Origin of the sequence: Sulfitobacter sp. BSw21498 (genome assembly GCF_006064855.1) — a bacterium.
Lineage (GTDB): Bacteria > Pseudomonadota > Alphaproteobacteria > Rhodobacterales > Rhodobacteraceae > Sulfitobacter.
In genome coordinates, this window is record NZ_CP040753.1 from 759,973 (window position 1) to 777,699 (window position 17,727).

Sequence of the window (17,727 nt, forward strand, 5' to 3'; positions counted from 1 at the left end):
TTATTCGTCGCAGTACAGCAGAAAGCAGATCATCATGACAAAACGGTCAAAACGCGTCGCCATCGCGATCATCGGGGCCACCGCCTTTACCCTTGCCGGCTGCCGCGACGAAAAGATTGATGCCGCAGCGTTCCCTGACGTGCAAAGTTGCAAGAACGAGGCGTCGTTTGGCGGAACCTTCACAGGTGCTGATTGCGAGACAGCCTTTGCCGAAGCCGAGACGCTGCACGTTGAATCAGCCCCTCGCTATAATAGCGTCGAAGTTTGCGAAGAACAGCACGGTGTGGGGGCCTGCGGGTCAGAGGCTCAACAGACCCAAGGCGGGTCGGGCGGTATTTTTATGCCGTTGCTGGCGGGCTATCTGATCGGGAACATGCTTGGCGGGCGGTCGGGTATGGCTGCCAGCCAGCCGATGTACAAAACAGCCGATGGCAAATTTACCAACGCGGCGCGCACCAGCACCTATTCCAGCAACAAAGGCGCGGCAAAGCTGAGCACCTCGCAGTTCACCCGTCCCGCGACAACCGCGGGCAAAACGCCAATGACCCGTGCCACAGCGAAATCGCGCGGCGGTTTTGGCAAGGGAGCCAGCGGTCGTACGGGCTTTGGCGGCTAGGGCGCACGCACAGCGGGTTCGGCATGATTGAATATGCCGACGCCAAGGCGATCTTTCCTGTGCAGTTAGCATGCTGACGGTTCAGGTGCTGCCTAGCGAGTCCGGTCCAGCGTCGGGCGCGTTGTCGCTTATTTGAGCATTCGGCGCGTGAGGATGGGATTGCGGGTTTATCTCAGGTTAAGATGTGCAGCATTACAGCAACGCAGTGGCGCGAAGGCGACATGGGCGAATAAACCCGATACATTCGTTTTTGTTGCGCCCTAGAATGATCGTTTAGAAATTCCGCAGCCTGGCTGCGCCCTATATGGACAAGCGGTTGCCTCATAGCATGTCGAAAAGGACGCATATTGGCGGCGCTTGGGCGTTGTTCGCATTTTTTAGCGCAACGATCATCATTACCTATGCGGCAGGCCGGATTGATCGGCTTTTGTCCGAGACATTCACGTATGAATTGCGGGCTAAAAGCCACCTTGAAATGCTCGATATTCGCGAGAATTTTGAACAAATCATCCATGAAAAGATGCTCGCATTACGAGAACTCGCGGTTTTTATTGGTGAGAATCCTTTTGCAACCCAAAGGGATTTTTCACTGAGGGTTCAAAACATCCGCGAAATCGACGGCATCGTAATCAACGTTGCAGCGGCCCCCGATCTTGTGGTGCGTCTGATACATCCGCTAGAGCCGAACGCCGGAGCCTTGGGGCTGAACTACCGCACCAACGAAGCACAATATCCGGGCATCGAGCGGATGCTATCTGTTGGGACCGAGCTGATGGCGGGACCTGTTGATCTTGTGCAGGGCGGTCAGGGGATGATCCTGCGCGCCCCAGTATACTGGCCCGCCCCTGATGCTGTCACTGAGGGTGAGATCGACGAAAGCACACGCCGGCTTTGGGGTATTGTCTCTCTCGTGCTCGACTACCAAGAGTTTCTGGTCGAAGCTGGCATACGTGCAGCCGAAGAACGCTATGATATGCTGATCCAGGCAGCCGACGCAAAGCCCACAAATGACGCGCTTTTGTTTACCTACGGTGACGAAAGCCTCAGGGATGCGGATACCGTCAAGCTCGAGTTTGATCTCTTTTTCGAAGAGTGGGTGTTGGAAGCGCGCACCAAGGGCGGCTGGCCGAAGGTCGCGCCGGATCAATGGCAAAAACGGGCCTTGATCGCTATTGCAGGCCTCATGCTATTGGGGACTTTGCTGTATGTCCTGCAGGTCTCCGAGCGACGTAAACGCGCCGAGGCGTTGCTTAGCAGCGGCATCGAAGCGCTGAACGATGGTTTTGTCATGTTCGACGCGCAGGATCGGCTGTTGCTGAGCAACTCCAAGTACAAAGAAATGTACGACCTTCCAAGCGAACTGCTGAGAAGCGGGACACCGTTCGAAGTGTTGCTGAGGAGTGGGGTGAACAGCAAGCAGTTCCCGGTGGGCCGGCTTGACGAAGCCAAGTGGATCGAACGCCGGCTTGCGGTTCACCGCCAGTCGCAAACTCTTGAAACTGAACAACATTTGGCGGACGGTCGGGTGATCAAAGCGTCGGATCGGCCGCTGGCCGATGGCAGCTATGTCGGGCTGCGTGTCGATGTGACCGAGCTAAGCCATGCAAAGGACGCGGCAGAGGCCGCGAGCAAGGCAAAGACAAATTTTATGGGGGTGCTTAGCCACGAACTGCGCACCCCGCTGACGGTCATCATGGGGGTGGCCCAACTGTCGCGCAATGCGCGCATGCTATCCGCATCCAAAGCGCTGCTGAAAGGGTATGAAGCCGGCGATATCAGCCCTGCCGAAGCCAAACGACTGCTGGACGAGATGTACGACCAGCTGTCGGACTTGATGAACCGGCTTGTCCAGTCCGGGGACCATCTGCTGCATCTCATCAACGAAATTCTTGATGTGGCCAAAATCGAATCCGGCAGTCTGGTCATCGAGCCTACGCATTGCGCGGTGCAGGATATTGTCGATCCGGTCATTGAGCAGCTCAATACCTTGTCGAGCAAGAAAGGGCTGGCCTTTGACGTGGTCCAAGAGGCCGACGTGGTTTTCGCCGACAAGTTCCGCGCGCGGCAAATCCTGTTCAACCTTATTGGCAATGCGATCAAGTTCACCGACACCGGATTTGTCCGGCTGGTGGTGAAGCCCGTCGGTGATGTCGTCAAATTCGAGGTCCACGACAGCGGCGCAGGCATAGACGAAGCAGAGCTGCAAAGCATTTTTGAAGTTTTCTATCAGGTCGATTCATCCGCAACCCGTCGCGCGGGAGGCACTGGCATGGGGCTCGCCATCTCGCGCAGTCTGGCAGAAATGCAAGGCGGTGACCTAAGTGTCTCAAGCGTCATCGGGCAAGGCAGCTGCTTTACCCTAACGCTCCCCATCAAGGCAGATGAAAACGCCGGCAAGCAGGCTGCCTAAGCGGGGTAGTGCGCTGTTTCAGCTCAATAACTGCATCTCGCACAGCACGGCCTGTGAAGGCCGACCCCGGTCGTAGATCACAGCGGGAAAACCGGGATTCTGGTAGGACCGGCAGGCATACCTGAATGCGCATAATCCTCATTAAAATATGAACCAAGGTGGACGATGTAGGCCCATTTCTGTCCCTATGCAGGTCAATGAATTATAAGGAATGTGGACCACGATTTATGGCAGGACTTGGCTTACGTGACTGCTCATAGAAGTTTCAAACAGGTCTAACGTCTGTCTGATTTTGCAGGCAGATTTGTAAACGCTACGTTTGGTTGAAGCGTTCTACGTAGGTTATGGGGCTATCAAACCAGTGCCATTCTCCCACCGGTAGATCTGATTTGTACGCTATATAAATCGGTGAATATCTTCCCGCGGCTTTCGGCCCCAAACCGATCTTGCCCTGATTGCCATGTACCGCGGCTTGTTTCCGGAAGCAGAAGCTGACCATCGAGCGAAGCATTTAAGGTAGCTGAATGGCGTGTCTGACGTCAGCGCCTATGGGGCCGGTTGCCTTATCTGGTGAGCAGTTCGATTACTGCGTCCGCCCCAGCAGGGCTCGATATTGCCAATGCCATTGGAACTGCGCCTCCAAGTTCAGGATTAGGCTTTTCTAAAAACCGCATCACGAGAGCTCCGTGGCCTTGATGAACTCTGTCTACGACCACATAAGCGCGCGAAAAGTCATAGAGTATCTGACTTTTTGTTCTACTGAGGGGAATTTTTTCAGATTTGGCCCTGCGAAAAGCTCGCTCGGGAATGAGCTCCAATACTGGCCGTGAATACATTACTGCTAAAATTTTCTCAACCGATGAAGCTGGAAGACCACATTCAATATTGACCTCCAGTGACGCGGAATCGTTGATTTCTTCAGGTAGTCCCAGAATTTCGGCGACACGCTCAACATCCGTTGAGCGTGTGAGCTTGGTGGTCATAGAAAATCTCCTCTTCAGGGGCCAACTGACAGCTCTGCAGGCATATCACAACCGTAGCCGCTGAATGGGCCCATGCCCGTCCACTTTAGCGCATCGAAAAGGCAACCACAAAATGCGGTATTCTTTTGATTGGTGTATGGGGCTGTTTACCTGTTTCGGGTTAGCATCGGCGTTATTAGATGCATCCAGCGATGCAAAGATCGGCCCTAACCGGCCATTCACCAACGTCTTCAACGCTGTGCTGCAGCTTTTGCAGTGATGTAATTCGGGGATCCTGCAGCATTTTGGCGGCTTAAACTTTTTGCGTCACGAAAGGATCTTTCTCATGCTCGGAAGCAAAACACGGTTACCAAAGATACGAATGAAGTTTTGGTGAGTAGCATCCAGTTTATTCAGTTCCAAACCAACTGGTCGCAAACCCCGACAAGGTTAAGTCCGATAAATCTGTTCTTGATGTTACTCACAGCTTTCACCGCATTGTCCGCGACGTTTAATGGGCCAAACTCCTTTGCATGAATGCCACCCGCAACGAAATATGCATCAAAGCCGTTGTCAGCGGCACCTTTGATATCAGTTGGCAACCCATCACCTATGGCCAGCAATCCGCCCTTTAGGGCATCTCGCCCCATCAGAGTAGCGGCTCTTTTCAGCGACTCGCGATAGATTGCCGGCTCCGGTTTTCCGGCAAAGATAACCGTGCCGCCCAGTTGCCTGTAGTATTGCGCAATGGAACCAGCACAGATGACCATGCGCTTGCCACTTCGAACTACCAAGTCGGGATTTGCGCAAATCATCTCGACAGCGTTGTCGCGCATCTCTTTAAGAAGACTGTGGTAAATATCGACAGTTTCGATCGTGTCATCTAATGGCCCGGTTAGCAGGCACAGTTTGGCGTCTGATATCCCTACAATAGGGTTGGCCAAACCCTCCAAAATGGACTGATCCCGTGCCGGACCAAAGTGGAACAGCGGAAGGTCAGGTTGGTTTGCAACCAAATGTGCGGTGACGTCGCCTGATGTAATGATGGTATCAAACGCTTCACGCGGAACGCCAAAACGCGCCAATTGCGGATAGATGTCTTTGGATAGTCGCGGCGCATTAGTGATCAAAATGACAAAACGACCACCCGCACGTGTTCTGCAGAGCGCATCGACGGCATCATTGAAGGCAGCCCCGCCGTTGTGAATAACGCCCCAGATGTCACACAAAAGGCCGTCGTAGTGATCCACAAGTTCACTGAGCGGCGTAAGTCTGACTGATGAGTCCAAAGGGTGACGGTTGTGTACCATGAGTAAGATGGGGTAAGTTTCATGGCACCCAGGGTCAAGCACCACCTTCATGGGACCTGACAAAACACATGTCTCCGAAATAGGTGTTCTTTGGTAGGGGGCGCGATATGCGGAAGCGCACGGTCGCATCTACTCCTTGCTATCTTTCCGATTTTTCCATACGGCTTATTCCTCAGGCGCTCCATCAACGCGCGCGATCTTTTTCTCTAAGGTCAACCTTAGCAGACCAGGATGCCTGAAAATTGCTACCGGATGTTTCCGGTCAAATTCCAACACCATCCCATCAGGGTCGCGTTGGGGACCTTCGACATTGCTTCGATACTGTTCTGATGCTGATTTTCAGCACGTTGGACATGCTTGATCCGCACTTATTGCCGGGATCAGGCGTTTTGGAATTTTTTCTATAAGCGTTCAATTTTTGGACAACACAACGATAGCTCTCTTTTGGGCTGCGCCTTCGAACTCGATTTATGCCCTCTCGATGTCCCCGCCTGACCCTCGCGCGCGGACGTATCATGGGTGTGACGGCTCCAAGATCCTGTCTTGGTGCTGTTGGAGTATGACTAATGTTAGACAAGTATCTACTGTTCACACCTGGCCCCGTGAATGTGGCCGAAACCTTGCGCGCGGCGATCTGTAAAGAAGATATCTGCCATCGCGAACCTGATTTCGATGCCCTTCTGAGTAGCATCGAACATAAACTAATCTCGCTGTTTCAGATCAGAAACCGAGCCCGGTATCGAGCTGTGGTGATTACGGGTTCCGGCACGGCGGCCAACGAGGCAATCTTGTCTTCTGTCGTGGGCAAGGGTGCTATTCTGATCCTATCGAACGGGGAATTTGGGGGGCGCCTGCATAAAACATCGCGGATCCACAACAAACACACCCATCTGATTGAGATGCCCTGGGGCACGCCATTCGATCCAGCCCAAGTTGCCGCCTATCTGTCGACGCACAGGATCGACGTTGTCGCGATGGTCCATCATGAGACCTGTTCAGGGATGCTGAACCCGTTGGCCGAGGTCGGTGCCATCTGCAAAGAGGCCGGCGCGTTGTTCGTGGTCGACGGTGTCAGTTCCGTCGGCGCTGAAGTGATTGATATGGAGGCGTGCAATATCGCTTTTGTGTCCAGCTCCAGTTCCAAGGCCATCGGCTCTTATCCCGGTCTGTCCTTTGTCGTTGGACGGAAAAAACATTTCAAACGGCTGAAGCACCATGCGGCAAAGACGACCTACCTGAACTTGGCTACATTCTATGCCTTCCTGAAACACCACACTCAGACACCTAATACCCCCGCTGTTCCACTGTTCTTTGCACTGGAGCAAGCACTCACGGACATCCTGCGCGAAGGCGTCATGAAACGCTATGCACGCATCAAGGCCCGAGCTAATCTGCTTCGTGTCGGCATGCGCAGGCTGAACCTCGATTTCCTAATCGAGGAGGCGGACATGTGTTCGATCCTGACCACTGTACGGGTGCCGCCGTCGATTTCTGTGCGCGATCTCCGCGACAGATTGCGTGAGAAATCCATCATCATCTACGAAGGCAAAGGGTGCTTTGCGGGCAGGGTCTTTCAGGTCGGCAACATCGGAGAGTTGTCCGACTACGACATTCGCTTCTTTCTGGCCGCGCTCAAAGACGTATTGCTGGCGTTGCAAGCCGAAGCGGCTGAACTCGTCGCACCTGTAAGGCCTACAGGCGCAACTTTAGTTATGCTGCCGATGCCAAAACGTTTACAAGAAAAGGTGGTTTCATGACAGGCAAGTTGACACAACTTTGGGCCACAAAAACCCGCAATGATGAATGGTGGTCGTCGTTTGTTACGTCACCGCTGGCCATTCTCGCCAATTATGGGGCTGTGGAAGCGCGATGGATCACCCCGAACCGGATCACGGCGGCCTCTTTTTTGGTGGCTGTGTTGGCGACCGTTGGGATTCTTGTTGGTGGTACTGCTTGTTTCATTGCCGCTGCACTCCTGATCCATCTCAGCCACATCCTCGATTGCATGGACGGACAAATGGCACGCTACCGCCGCGTGTCCTCACCGCAAGGTAGTTATTATGATCGCCTGACCGATCAGGTGCAGGTTGGGTTGTGGTTCGGGGCCGTCGGATACGCCGCTTATGCTCAGACCGAGAGCGTTGTACCTGTATTCCTCGCTATGATCGGCATCACGTTCTACGGGTTGCGCGGATATGCCAAATACGTGGCACTCGAAATCGAAACGGCATGTGACTCAGATTATCCGATGAACATGGCGAGTTCGAAAAAGGGGGAAAAATTGGCGGGTTTGGGCTTTGGTCCACGTGCCAACTTTGAGTGGTTTCTGCGCGAACAACGCAAAGTTCTCGCATTCGATGAAGGCGTGTTCATCTTCATGCTCTCAGCAGCGCTGATCTTTGATCAAATGGTCCCAATGCTTTGGGTTTTTGCGGCCAGCCAGCTGTTCTGGGGCATCTTCAAGTCATGGCAAAGAGGCAAGAACATCGGGGAAAACCCAAAATTGGCCCTTCAAAAATAGCACCCCACATCTCGCCTTATAAAGGACATCAGAAATGAAAAATGAAATCAATCGCCCGCCTATGGCAGTCATTCTGGCCGCAGGCATCGGCTCGCGGCTCAGCCCTTTAACCGACAACTGCCCGAAAAGCCTGTTGCCCGTCGGCGGGTCCGTTATCCTGGAACGGATGCTCCGCAATTGTCTGAGTTGCGGCATATCACAGTTCGTATTGGTGCTGGGGCATCGGGCGGACGAGATCAAGCAGTTCGTCGACAAGACATTCCGAGGCATTCGCGTCACCTATGTAATCAACGAGCGTTACCGCGAGACCAACACAGGCTATTCCCTTATGTTGGCCTCGAAAGCTATTGGCACTGCCGACTTTATCAAGTTCGACGCGGACGTGGTGTTTGATGTGAAAATTTTACGCAAACTTATTGATAGTGACCATCCAAACGTCTTGTGCATTGATCAAAACATTGCGCTTGAGGACGAAGAGGTCAAAGTCATCACCGACGACCAGATGCAGATCCTTGAAGTAGGCAAATCGGTTGATCCCAAATTGGCTATGGGTGAATCGATCGGGATTGAGAAAATCAGTGCCAAGACAGGCCCGTCGCTCTTTGCTGAACTTACTGAAATGATGGAGAGCAGAAACCATTTTCAGGATTACTACGAGGCCGCCTATGAACGGTTGGTGGTGAAAGGAACAGCCTTTCGTGCGCTCGATATCACCGGTTTGAACTGGACAGAGATTGATACGGCGCAGGATTACGCTGCAGCAAATGCGATATTTGGAACGCCAATCTCAACCATTTCGCGTGCGCAACAAAGGACGATCGACGAAGCTGCTGAGAAAACAGGCACGCTGGCGTAGCCCCATCAAGTCAACACCATCCCCCGCTCGACAGGGCAACGGGTGGACGATCGCAGTCAAGCTGCTGCCACAACGGCACCAGATCGCTGCATTTTGGAAGGACAGACAATGGCTAAAGGTAAAAACAGCAAGAAAGAGGCGAAGAAACCAAAACAAGAGAAGCCGAAAGTTTCTGCAACTGCGAATTCTAATGCCGGAAAACCTGCGCTTTCGATTTCTGGTAAGACGGTGAAGTAACTCTCCGGGATCAAGAGCAAAGGAACTGATCTTTGGGATGAAAAATCCCGAAGAAATATAGTTCGTGGCCCTCTTGCAGTGGTCTGTCAGCGCAACCGCCTCACTAATATTGGTGACCTGCCCCCCGAAACTTCCCTCAGTTTAATGTAGAGTTTGCTCAACCTTCGAAGGAGCAAACAGATGCGACAGAGCCGTTTTACTGAAGCCCAAATTATCGGAATGATCAAAGAACAGGAAGCTGGCATGCCGACGGCAGAGGTGTGCCGCAGGCATGGCTTGAGTCCCGCGTCGTTCTACAAGTTCAAAGCCAAATATGGTGGCATGAACGTTTCTGATACTCATCGCCTTAGATCGCTGGAGGATGAGAACGCCAAGCTGAAGCGCCTTCTGGCGGACACGATGTTGGACAATGTTGTGTTGAAGGATTTGCTGGGAAAGAACTGACGACACCGAATGTGCGACGGGCCGCAGCACGCAAGGCAATGCGAGACCATGATATCTCGCAGCGCCGGGCGTGCAGGCTTGTCGGTGTCGATCCCAAGACCGTCCGGCGCGATCAGTCACCGGATAATCCAGAAGTTCGCGAAGAGATGAAAGCGATTGCCAGCAAGCGACGGCGCTTTGGCTACCGCCGGATCGGTGTGCTGCTGGAACGCAAGGGAAGGATCATGAACCACAAGAAACTGTATCGCCTTTATACTGAAGAAAAGCTGGGCGTTAGACGGCGCAGGGGCCGCAAGCGTGCGCGTGGCTCGCGGACACCAATGCCGGTTGCTTTGCGTCCTGGCGAGCGTTGGTCCTTAGATTTTGTGTCGGATACGTTCGGCGCGTCACGCAAGTTCCGCATGCTGGCTGTAAACGACGATTGTTGCCGCGAGAACCTCTGCTTGGTGGCTGACACCAGCATCTCGGGCGCTCGTGTCGCGCGGGAACTTGACGCGCTTGTCCGTATTTATGGAAAGCCTGCCTGCATTGTCAGTGATAACGGCACGGAGTTTACCAGTCGTGCGATCCTAAAATGGGCCGGTGATAACGACGTTGATTGGCATTACATCGACCCCGGCAAACCCCAGCAGAATGGCTTCATAGAAAGCTTCAATGGCAGCCTGCGCGACGAGCTGTTGAATGAGGAAATCTTCGATACGTTGGATGACGCCCGTCGCAAGCTGGCACTCTGGCGATACGACTACAACAACGTCAGGCCGCACTCATCGCTTGGGAACCAAACACCGGCAGAAGCTCGTCGAGCGCTTGAGCAATTTGAGGGCTCCGCGCAAGACGCGCTTGCCCAAACTGACGACGAAGAATATGAAACCCAGACCCGCAAACTCTCGTTATGAATGAGGGAGCCTCGGGGGGCAGGTCACTTGGCGAATGCCAAAGGTAGGAGCCGAACTACTGCATCTACCGTCGCCCTAACGTTTACCGTTTTAACGTACTAACAATATCAAGATCGTCGAAAATTATCTTGGTCGCCTCAAGCGTTAGGTGACTCCGATCTCTGTATAAGACCATATCATCAAGCGAAGTCGAACAGATTCCAGCATTGCAAATTGAGTCATGTGGCCAAACCAAACTTACACCCTCGATCTCTCCGAGTTTTTCTAGGCCCAGAAAGAGTGGTGAATAAAGTGTTTTAAAATCGGATAGCTTAAACGTGCAACCGTCAAGTCCAATGGTAATAGAGTTGTTCAGTTTACGTTCCTGACAGAACCCAAAATCAGCACCTGTCATTGGAGGCGTGCCAATAAGAACCACAGTTTTTCCAGCTCTGGTCAGAAGTTCAATGAGCGATTTCGCTGCGGCAAAACCAATCTCTTCATTTGCAGGTATCAACTCTCCACTGACCAACATGCTCTGACCTTGCGCCATCAAGACTTGCGTATAGCCCGAAGAAATCACGACAGTTTCAATACTATCGCTCTCGATTATAACATCCACGGCATCTGATACAAAACCGGTACAGTCTGCAGCCCAGCGTTCAGTATAGCGACCATGTACTTGGGCGACTCCTAATGCGGGCGCGCAAGCACTTTTCGTCATTTGAACAAAACCACCAAACGTTTCAGAATGTTCTGCGAGAACTTGCCCCCACTGCATTGCAATACTGTCTCCTAACAGAGCCACCCGCGGTTCAGGAGTTGTTTGACACTCGGGGAATGAATGAAAGAAATTATCTTCCTGATCACAAACAGATGAAAGGCCAATGTTTGGCAGCGGCTTTTCAGAACGAATGCTTTCTTGGTAGATCACGCCTGATACGGCTGGTAAGGAAAATAATGCAGGAATAGAAGTCACAGCAATAAGTTTTATCGCTGCACTCAATCCACCCTTTTTAAATCCATATCTGAACGGCGTTTCAACATATCTATATTGGGCTGCTCCCAGCCCCACAGATAGAGCGACTAGCATTAAACTGACCCATACAGGAACATCCTCTAAAAATATATTATTTGCAAACGCAAATAGAGGCCAGTGGACCAAGTATATTGAGTAGGACCAGTCGCCAATCTTCCTTGTCAAATTTGTGATGGTGGTTTTGGGTAGCCAATTGTCCTGCCCAATGAGAAGTAAAAAAGTAAAAAGCGAAACAAGCAGGGCGTCTTCGGCTGGGTGGGTTGTCCCTAGTGGCGTGAGAAGCAGTAGAGTTATTCCGAAGAGGGCGACCCACTTAAGCTTTCTGGAGATCGATAGCTGGGGGTGCCGCAGCATGAGCCAACCACCGCAACAACCTATTATTAACTCCCAGGCGCGTGTTGGTAGCATGAAAAATGCTATTGTTTGAGCCCCCTTAGAAGATATTGGTAGGTCAATCCATCCTTTGACTAGGATCAGGCATCCCACCAAAGAAACAGCTAAGAAAATTAATAATGCAAGTGTTCTAAATCTCTTGGGGACAAAGAAAATAATGATTGGTGCAAAAAAGTAGAACTGCTCTTCAACCGCAAGAGACCACATGTGAAGAAGTGGCTTGCTTTCGGCAGAAGCGGCGAAATAATCCGTCTGAAACATCAACGAAAAATTCGCAGTGAAGGTCAACGCTCCGAGAAGTTGTTTTTGGAAGTCGATCCAGCTTGAGTAGGTGAGAATAAAATATGAACCTATTATGGTGAACACAAGTGTAGATAATGTTGCGGGAATGAGGCGAAAAGCACGCCTTGTGTAGAAATCTCTAAACGAGAATTCGCCGTCGTCACACTTGGTCATGATGGCTTTGCCAATTAGAAAGCCAGATATCACAAAAAAGATATCTACCCCTAAGTATCCACCTTCTAGATACCCAAGATTCATATGATAAATAACAACCGAAGTCACAGCGATTGCCCGCAATACTTAAATATCGGTTCTTAGCATCATTCTATAATTTCCAATTCTAGATTACTTGGCAAAAAGATTCATTTATCGAAAAGTGTGGTTGTTTGCATTTAACATAAACCAGGGAAGCAAACTGATATCGCTCTGCTTCTAAAGGTCAAAAGCGAACTGACAAATAAAGCATCTGACCGCGTCTAGGTCGACATATCCTGCTTACCTCTTCAGGCGTGTTCCTAATATTTTTTCACGAGTTGATATCAACTTGGCAAAGGAGGCGATGCAATGTCCGATTATTGGTTCTTTACATGGAAGAAGTACCTCTTCAATAAAAAAATGGCCTCTTGGGTATCATCTCAGGCTATGAGGTTGACTAGTTGAACACTAGCATAAAAAGCTAGTTCTGCGGCGCGATCTTAGGGCCACAAGTTCAATTTGTTCAAGGGTGTGCGCACTTAAATATGATTGGTAACTGCGACCTCAGCAAAGCTTTGGTCATACAATCACAGAGGGTTTCGGGCATCCCGCTTGGCTTAACTGATGGACAGGCTGAATATGTCTTTGTGTTGCCGCTTGTTCAGATAACTGATGTAGCATGTCAAAACTGCCTGCTGACCCGCTGCTACTGTTCGGATGCACGCATATCGAGGTGCGCTGCTGGTCCTATGGCCAAGCAGTTGAGTTTCGCCCTGAGCCTCTGCCCGCTGGGATCTCTGTGCATGATTTTGAGAGCCGGGCAAAGTGTCGATGCGGAGCAACTTGGCCGCATGTCACGCAGCTGCCGAAGACCAGGCGAAGTTGGTGATTGGCGTGAAACCTTACCGCGCCTGTCTCTCGCAATTCGACTTCATCCACCTTCAGTTTATTGGAACTTTCTCCGCCGCTTTCCGCACTTCCTACATACCTCTTCCGGCATGCTTCTGCTGTCTTGCCAAGCATGAAGGCCGAGTGAGCAAAGAATATGACGTAGGGGTCGGCCTATGCTTTTAAACATTTTACCAAGTGCCTCTGTTAATCAACAATATTATTTTGAGCGTGAACTCAATCAGCGCTTTTACTCGGAAAATCGTAAAAATACGAACAGCTGTCGGAATGATGCGCTACCTTAACTGGACAATTTGAGCGTGCGCAAGGGACTGCATGGAACCAAATATGGTGCTGTGACCAAGCGAATAGGGTCACTCTGTTACTTAGTTTGTATGTACTCGCATCTGGCCGAAAATTGAAACTAGAAAAATTGTTGCTCGCCCACCTTAATCGGTGGGCGGGCTTCTTTTTTTGAGTTCTGTGGCCTCTTGCTTGCTTCAGTTTGAGTCTCGCCGACTCTTCGCTTCATGAACTCGGCGTGCTTTTGGGTTTGCTAAGTGAGGATATTCGCCCCCTTATGTATCAGCCTCACCAGGCAAGCGCCGGTTGTGAGAAGATTAGGACTCCACGGCCCCTGAAAGTTCAGGCATCCTCTATCAATGTACTGGTTGCTCAAAAAATTCGGCTGGCTTGTCGCGCTGACTGGCACTCTTATAGGTGCCCTCTTTCTCCCCACAGATTTTATGGATTGGGAGCGCGCCGTTCAGGTATGGGGCGAGGTCTTAACAGTGGGTAACCGCGAAGTCCTTTTGGCTGTGCTATGTGCTATTTGTTTGCTGCGGCTCGCATACTTGGATCAACGGCGCGCATTGAATGACAAAGACTGGCCGCCGATAAGGTCAAAATTATCATACGGTTTGTCTGTGGTATTTAGGCGAGACCGCCGCATCGCTGAATTAAAGAAGGTGATTGACGATGATGGCGTCAAGTCAGCCAAAGATAGATACGTAGCGGGTCACGCACTCAATCGTGTCGACTGGTCAAACATTGCTGACTTGGATGAGTTTGGCGATGAAGTTGTTATTACGGAAGCCATGGACCACATCAGTATCTCTGCCCGCCGTCGCGTGGTAAGGCAGGCAATTGAAGAAAAAGAAAACGAAATAAGGGAAAGGCTATGTGAAATTGAGAGCGCACTTGGGTTTGATGCCAGCGACCCCCTCAGAAACAGCACTCACCGATTAGCTAATGCGAACATAACCCCATGCAAGCCGAGGCCTGCCGCAAAATTTCCTGACCAGACGATCTGCGAAGAGTGGTGTCAAATGCAGGGCAAGGTGAACCGGACAAACCGTGTTTTGGACCAGTTGCAAGTAAGGTTGCGCCAAAAAATGAGCGAGCCTTTTGACATCACTCCAAGTGAAGAATGGTCTTCTCAGTTGCTACAGGACATTGAATAAGAAACGCTGCGCTACACTTGCCGCGTGACAGGTGCTTTGCAAGCCATTGAAATCATATGCGACACATATCTAATTTCGTGTGACATATGATCGTTGAAAACATTGAATAAAAGCGGAGTTTTGGTAGGCCCGGCAGGACTTGAACCCGCAACCAAAGCGTTATGAGCGCTCTGCTCTAACCAGTTGAGCTACAGGCCCGCCTGCGCGGTTTGGTAAGGGTGCGGGGGCGGCGCGTCAAGAGATAGAAACGCGTAGATGTGGCTTAGGTGCATTGCACGCCTGCGCAACCTGCTATAACCCGTTTTCGCAAAGGGAACAGGCAGCGGGATGTGTCATGACCAACTCCAAGAACTCGATCACCTACGCGGATGCGGGTGTTGATATTGATGCAGGCAATGCGCTGGTAGAGCGTATCAAGCCAGCGGCCAAGCGCACCAAGCGTCCGGGGGTGATGTCGGGCCTTGGCGGTTTCGGCGCGCTGTTCGACCTCAAGGGGGCGGGCTACACCGACCCGATCCTCGTTGCCGCGACCGATGGTGTTGGCACCAAACTGCGGATCGCGATTGATACCGGAAATGTCGATGGCGTTGGTGTCGATCTGGTCGCTATGTGCGTCAACGATCTGGTGTGCCAAGGGGCGGAGCCTCTGTTTTTCCTAGATTATTTCGCAACCGGCAAGCTGGAGACAGAGCAGGCGGCGCGTATCATCGAAGGTATCGCAAAGGGCTGCGAAGGGTCGGGCTGTGCCTTGATCGGCGGAGAAACGGCCGAGATGCCGGGGATGTATTCCGAAGGTGACTTTGACCTCGCGGGGTTCTCTGTCGGGGCGATGGAACGGGGCGCTGATCTGCCACGCGATGTGGCGGCGGGCGATGTGCTGCTGGGTCTTGCCTCGGACGGGGTGCATTCCAACGGCTATTCGCTGGTGCGTAAACTGGTTGAAATGTCGGGCCTGGGCTGGGATGCCGATTGCCCTTGGGCGGACGGCACCTTGGGCGAGGTGCTGCTGACGCCAACGCGGCTTTATGTAAAACCGGCGTTGCAGGCTGTGCGGGCAGGGGGCGTTCATGCGCTGGCCCACATCACCGGCGGCGGTCTGACCGAAAACCTGCCACGGGTTCTGCCTGATAATCTTGGTGCTCGGATTGATCTTGATAGCTGGGAACTGCCCGGTGTTTTCAAATGGATGGCTGACGTTGGCAGCATGTCTCAAGCCGAAATGCTCAAGACATTCAATTGCGGTGTGGGCATGATCCTTGTGGTCAAGGCCGACGAAGCCGATGCGCTGACGACGCTGCTGACCGACGCGGGCGAAACAGTTTACCCAATGGGCGACGTCACGGATACCACGGGCGTTGCCTATACCGGCAGCCTGCTGTGACCAAACGGGTTGCGATCTTTCTTTCCGGTGGCGGGTCAAATATGCGGGCGCTGGTCGAAGACATGACCAGCGACCACCCCGCGCGGCCCTGTGTCGTCGTGTCGAATGTGGCAGATGCGGGCGGGATCGCTTGGGCCAAAGAACGGGGCATTGCGACCGAAGTTGTAGAACATAAACCTTTTGCAGGGGATCGCGCCGCTTTTGAAAACGAACTGACCGCGCGTTTGATGCCCCATGCGCCGGATATCATCTGCCTTGCGGGTTTCATGCGCAAGCTGACCGGCGGATTTACCGATGCTTGGGCCGGTCGGATGATCAACATCCATCCTTCGCTTTTGCCACGGTATAAAGGTCTGCACACCCACGCCCGCGCGCTCGAGGCAGGCGATACCCAGCACGGCTGCACAGTGCACGAGGTCACGGCGGCGCTGGATGACGGGCCGATTTTGGGCCAAGCTACCATTCCGGTTATGGCCGGCGACACGCCAGATGATCTGGCCGCGCGGGTTCTGGTGCAAGAACATCGACTTTATCCTGCGGTCCTACGGCGCTTTGCCAGCGGTAATCGCGATCTTTTAATGCTGGAAGGCTAGGCACGCGGCCTATTGCGCTGAAACCATGCGCTTTTCCATTGCCTGAACGGCTTCCTCTGTCCAAAGTAGCGTTATGAAAACAATCACCACCACCGCTGAACTTGACGCCTACTGCACAGAGGCCGCCAAGTATGATTACGTGACCGTCGATACCGAGTTTCTGCGCGAACGGACCTATTATTCCAAACTTTGCCTGATCCAGCTGGCCATGCCCGGCACGGATGAGTCCAACGCCGTTCTGGTGGACCCGTTGAGCGAAGGCCTATCGCTAGAGCCTTTGTACACGCTGTTCCGCGACACATCGGTGGTCAAGGTTTTCCACGCCGCGCGGCAGGACCTCGAGATTTTCTTTGTTGATGCTGGTGTCTTTCCCAAGCCCTTGTTCGACACGCAGGTCGCGGCCATGGTCTGCGGTTTCGGCGAACAGGTTGGATACGAGACGCTGGTTCGCAAAATTGCACATCAACCTCTTGATAAGACATCACGTTTCACCGATTGGTCGCGGCGTCCGCTGAGCGATGCGCAGCTGAAATACGCGGTTGCTGACGTAACGCACTTGCGCCAGATCTATGAGTTTCTCGCCCGCAAGATTGAACAGACGGGCCGTGGCCGCTGGGTTGAGGAAGAACTTGAGATTCTGACCAGCCCCGACACCTACGTCACGCCCCCGCGCGAAGCTTGGCGACGGGTCAAGACACGGACCAATTCGCCAAAGTTTCTGGCGCTGGTGCGCGAGCTTGCGGCCTTCCGCGAAGAGTATGCCCAAACCCGCAACATCCCGCGCAGCCGCGTCTATAAGGACGACGCGATGGTTGAGCTGGCCAGTAACAAGCCGAAAAACCACGAAGAATTGGGCCGTGCCCGCCTATTGCTACGCGATGCGCGCAAGGGCGAGATCGCGGATGGAATCCTCAAGGCGGTAGAGGCTGGTGTGAACTGCGCGCCTGCGGATATGCCGCAACCAGACCGCAGCCGCGACAAGCTACAGGTCAATCCGGCCCTATCTGATTTGCTTCGGGTCTTGCTCAAGGCGAAATCCGAAAGCGCGGGCGTCGCGGCCAAGCTGATCGCGCCTGCTTCGGATCTTGACGGGATTGCCGCCGGTTTGCGCGATGTGGATGCTCTGAAAGGGTGGCGGCGCGAAGTGTTCGGGGAAGATGCGCTGCGTTTGTGCAAAGGTGAGATCGCGTTGACCGCCGTAGGGTCCGAACTGAAAGTCGTTGAGCTTTAAGGCTCAACCTTTTGATATCTTTAGTTAGTTA

The 17,727-nt window shown here is 52.6% G+C and carries 14 protein-coding genes and 1 tRNA gene; 11 read left to right on the forward strand and 4 right to left on the reverse strand.

Annotation, left to right across the window (positions count from 1 at the left end):
* The first annotated feature begins 34 nt into the window (after positions 1–34).
* Both E5180_RS03710 and E5180_RS03715 read left to right on the forward strand, forming a co-directional pair.
* Positions 35–616 carry a DUF1190 domain-containing protein gene (locus E5180_RS03710; protein ID WP_093732344.1) on the forward strand — a complete coding sequence of 194 codons (582 nt, stop codon included), beginning with the start codon at positions 35–37 and terminating at the stop codon, positions 614–616.
* 328 nt (positions 617–944) lie between these two features.
* Complete coding sequence (locus E5180_RS03715; protein ID WP_254700523.1) at positions 945–3,026, forward strand: ATP-binding protein; 2,082 nt, start codon at positions 945–947, stop codon at positions 3,024–3,026.
* Positions 3,027–3,589: 563 nt separating this feature from the next.
* Here E5180_RS03715 and E5180_RS03720 read toward each other — a convergent pair.
* Positions 3,590–4,009 (reverse strand): antitoxin Xre/MbcA/ParS toxin-binding domain-containing protein, encoded by a 420-nt coding sequence (locus E5180_RS03720; RefSeq protein ID WP_138923216.1) that lies wholly within the window; start codon positions 4,007–4,009, stop codon positions 3,590–3,592.
* Positions 4,010–4,401: 392 nt separating this feature from the next.
* Entirely contained in the window at positions 4,402–5,298 is an 897-nt protein-coding gene (locus E5180_RS03725) for a TIGR01459 family HAD-type hydrolase (protein WP_171048893.1), read from the reverse strand.
* Positions 5,299–5,864: 566 nt separating this feature from the next.
* On the opposite strand from E5180_RS03725, the gene E5180_RS03730 reads away from it, so the two are divergent.
* The 5 genes from E5180_RS03730 to E5180_RS03745 all read left to right on the forward strand — a co-directional run bounded on the left by E5180_RS03730 (position 5,865) and on the right by E5180_RS03745 (position 10,252).
* Positions 5,865–7,055 (forward strand): pyridoxal-phosphate-dependent aminotransferase family protein, encoded by a 1,191-nt coding sequence (locus tag E5180_RS03730; protein ID WP_138923218.1) that lies wholly within the window; start codon positions 5,865–5,867, stop codon positions 7,053–7,055.
* The gene (locus E5180_RS03735; RefSeq protein ID WP_138923219.1) at positions 7,052–7,819 is read left to right on the forward strand and encodes a CDP-alcohol phosphatidyltransferase family protein; all 768 of its coding nucleotides are present in this window, start codon (positions 7,052–7,054) and stop codon (positions 7,817–7,819) included. The genes E5180_RS03730 and E5180_RS03735 overlap by 4 nt, the downstream gene beginning before the upstream one ends.
* Positions 7,820–7,853: 34 nt before the next feature.
* Entirely contained in the window at positions 7,854–8,675 is an 822-nt protein-coding gene (locus tag E5180_RS03740; RefSeq protein WP_138923220.1) for a phosphocholine cytidylyltransferase family protein, read from the forward strand.
* A gap of 108 nt (positions 8,676–8,783) precedes the next feature.
* Positions 8,784–8,912 (forward strand): hypothetical protein, encoded by a 129-nt coding sequence (locus tag E5180_RS15985; RefSeq protein WP_302664654.1) that lies wholly within the window; start codon positions 8,784–8,786, stop codon positions 8,910–8,912.
* Positions 8,913–9,092: 180 nt separating this feature from the next.
* Positions 9,093–10,252 (forward strand): IS3 family transposase gene (locus E5180_RS03745; RefSeq protein ID WP_138922942.1). Its coding sequence is split into 2 segments (ribosomal slippage): positions 9,093–9,342 and positions 9,342–10,252, totalling 1,161 coding nucleotides; the frame shifts between segments, so codons are not numbered across the junction.
* 82 nt (positions 10,253–10,334) lie between these two features.
* On the opposite strand, the gene E5180_RS03750 is transcribed toward E5180_RS03745, so the two are convergent.
* Positions 10,335–12,242 (reverse strand): acyltransferase family protein, encoded by a 1,908-nt coding sequence (locus tag E5180_RS03750; RefSeq protein ID WP_138923221.1) that lies wholly within the window; start codon positions 12,240–12,242, stop codon positions 10,335–10,337.
* Between the two features lie 1,448 nt (positions 12,243–13,690).
* Here E5180_RS03750 and E5180_RS03755 point away from each other — a divergent pair.
* Positions 13,691–14,491, forward strand: a complete 801-nt coding sequence (locus tag E5180_RS03755) for a hypothetical protein (RefSeq protein ID WP_138923222.1) — start codon at positions 13,691–13,693, stop codon at positions 14,489–14,491.
* A 121-nt stretch (positions 14,492–14,612) separates the two neighbouring features.
* Here the strand turns inward: E5180_RS03755 and E5180_RS03760 are convergent.
* Positions 14,613–14,689, reverse strand: a tRNA-Ile gene (locus E5180_RS03760).
* Positions 14,690–14,825: 136 nt separating this feature from the next.
* Here E5180_RS03760 and purM point away from each other — a divergent pair.
* The 3 genes from purM to rnd all read left to right on the forward strand — a co-directional run bounded on the left by purM (position 14,826) and on the right by rnd (position 17,696).
* Positions 14,826–15,872, forward strand: coding sequence for a phosphoribosylformylglycinamidine cyclo-ligase (gene purM / locus E5180_RS03765; RefSeq protein WP_138923223.1), 1,047 nt, complete (start codon positions 14,826–14,828; stop codon positions 15,870–15,872).
* Complete coding sequence (gene purN, locus E5180_RS03770; RefSeq protein ID WP_138923224.1) at positions 15,869–16,465, forward strand: phosphoribosylglycinamide formyltransferase; 597 nt, start codon at positions 15,869–15,871, stop codon at positions 16,463–16,465. The genes purM and purN overlap by 4 nt, the downstream gene beginning before the upstream one ends.
* A gap of 73 nt (positions 16,466–16,538) precedes the next feature.
* Positions 16,539–17,696 (forward strand): ribonuclease D, encoded by a 1,158-nt coding sequence (rnd, locus tag E5180_RS03775; protein ID WP_138923225.1) that lies wholly within the window; start codon positions 16,539–16,541, stop codon positions 17,694–17,696.
* Positions 17,697–17,727: the final 31 nt, after the last annotated feature.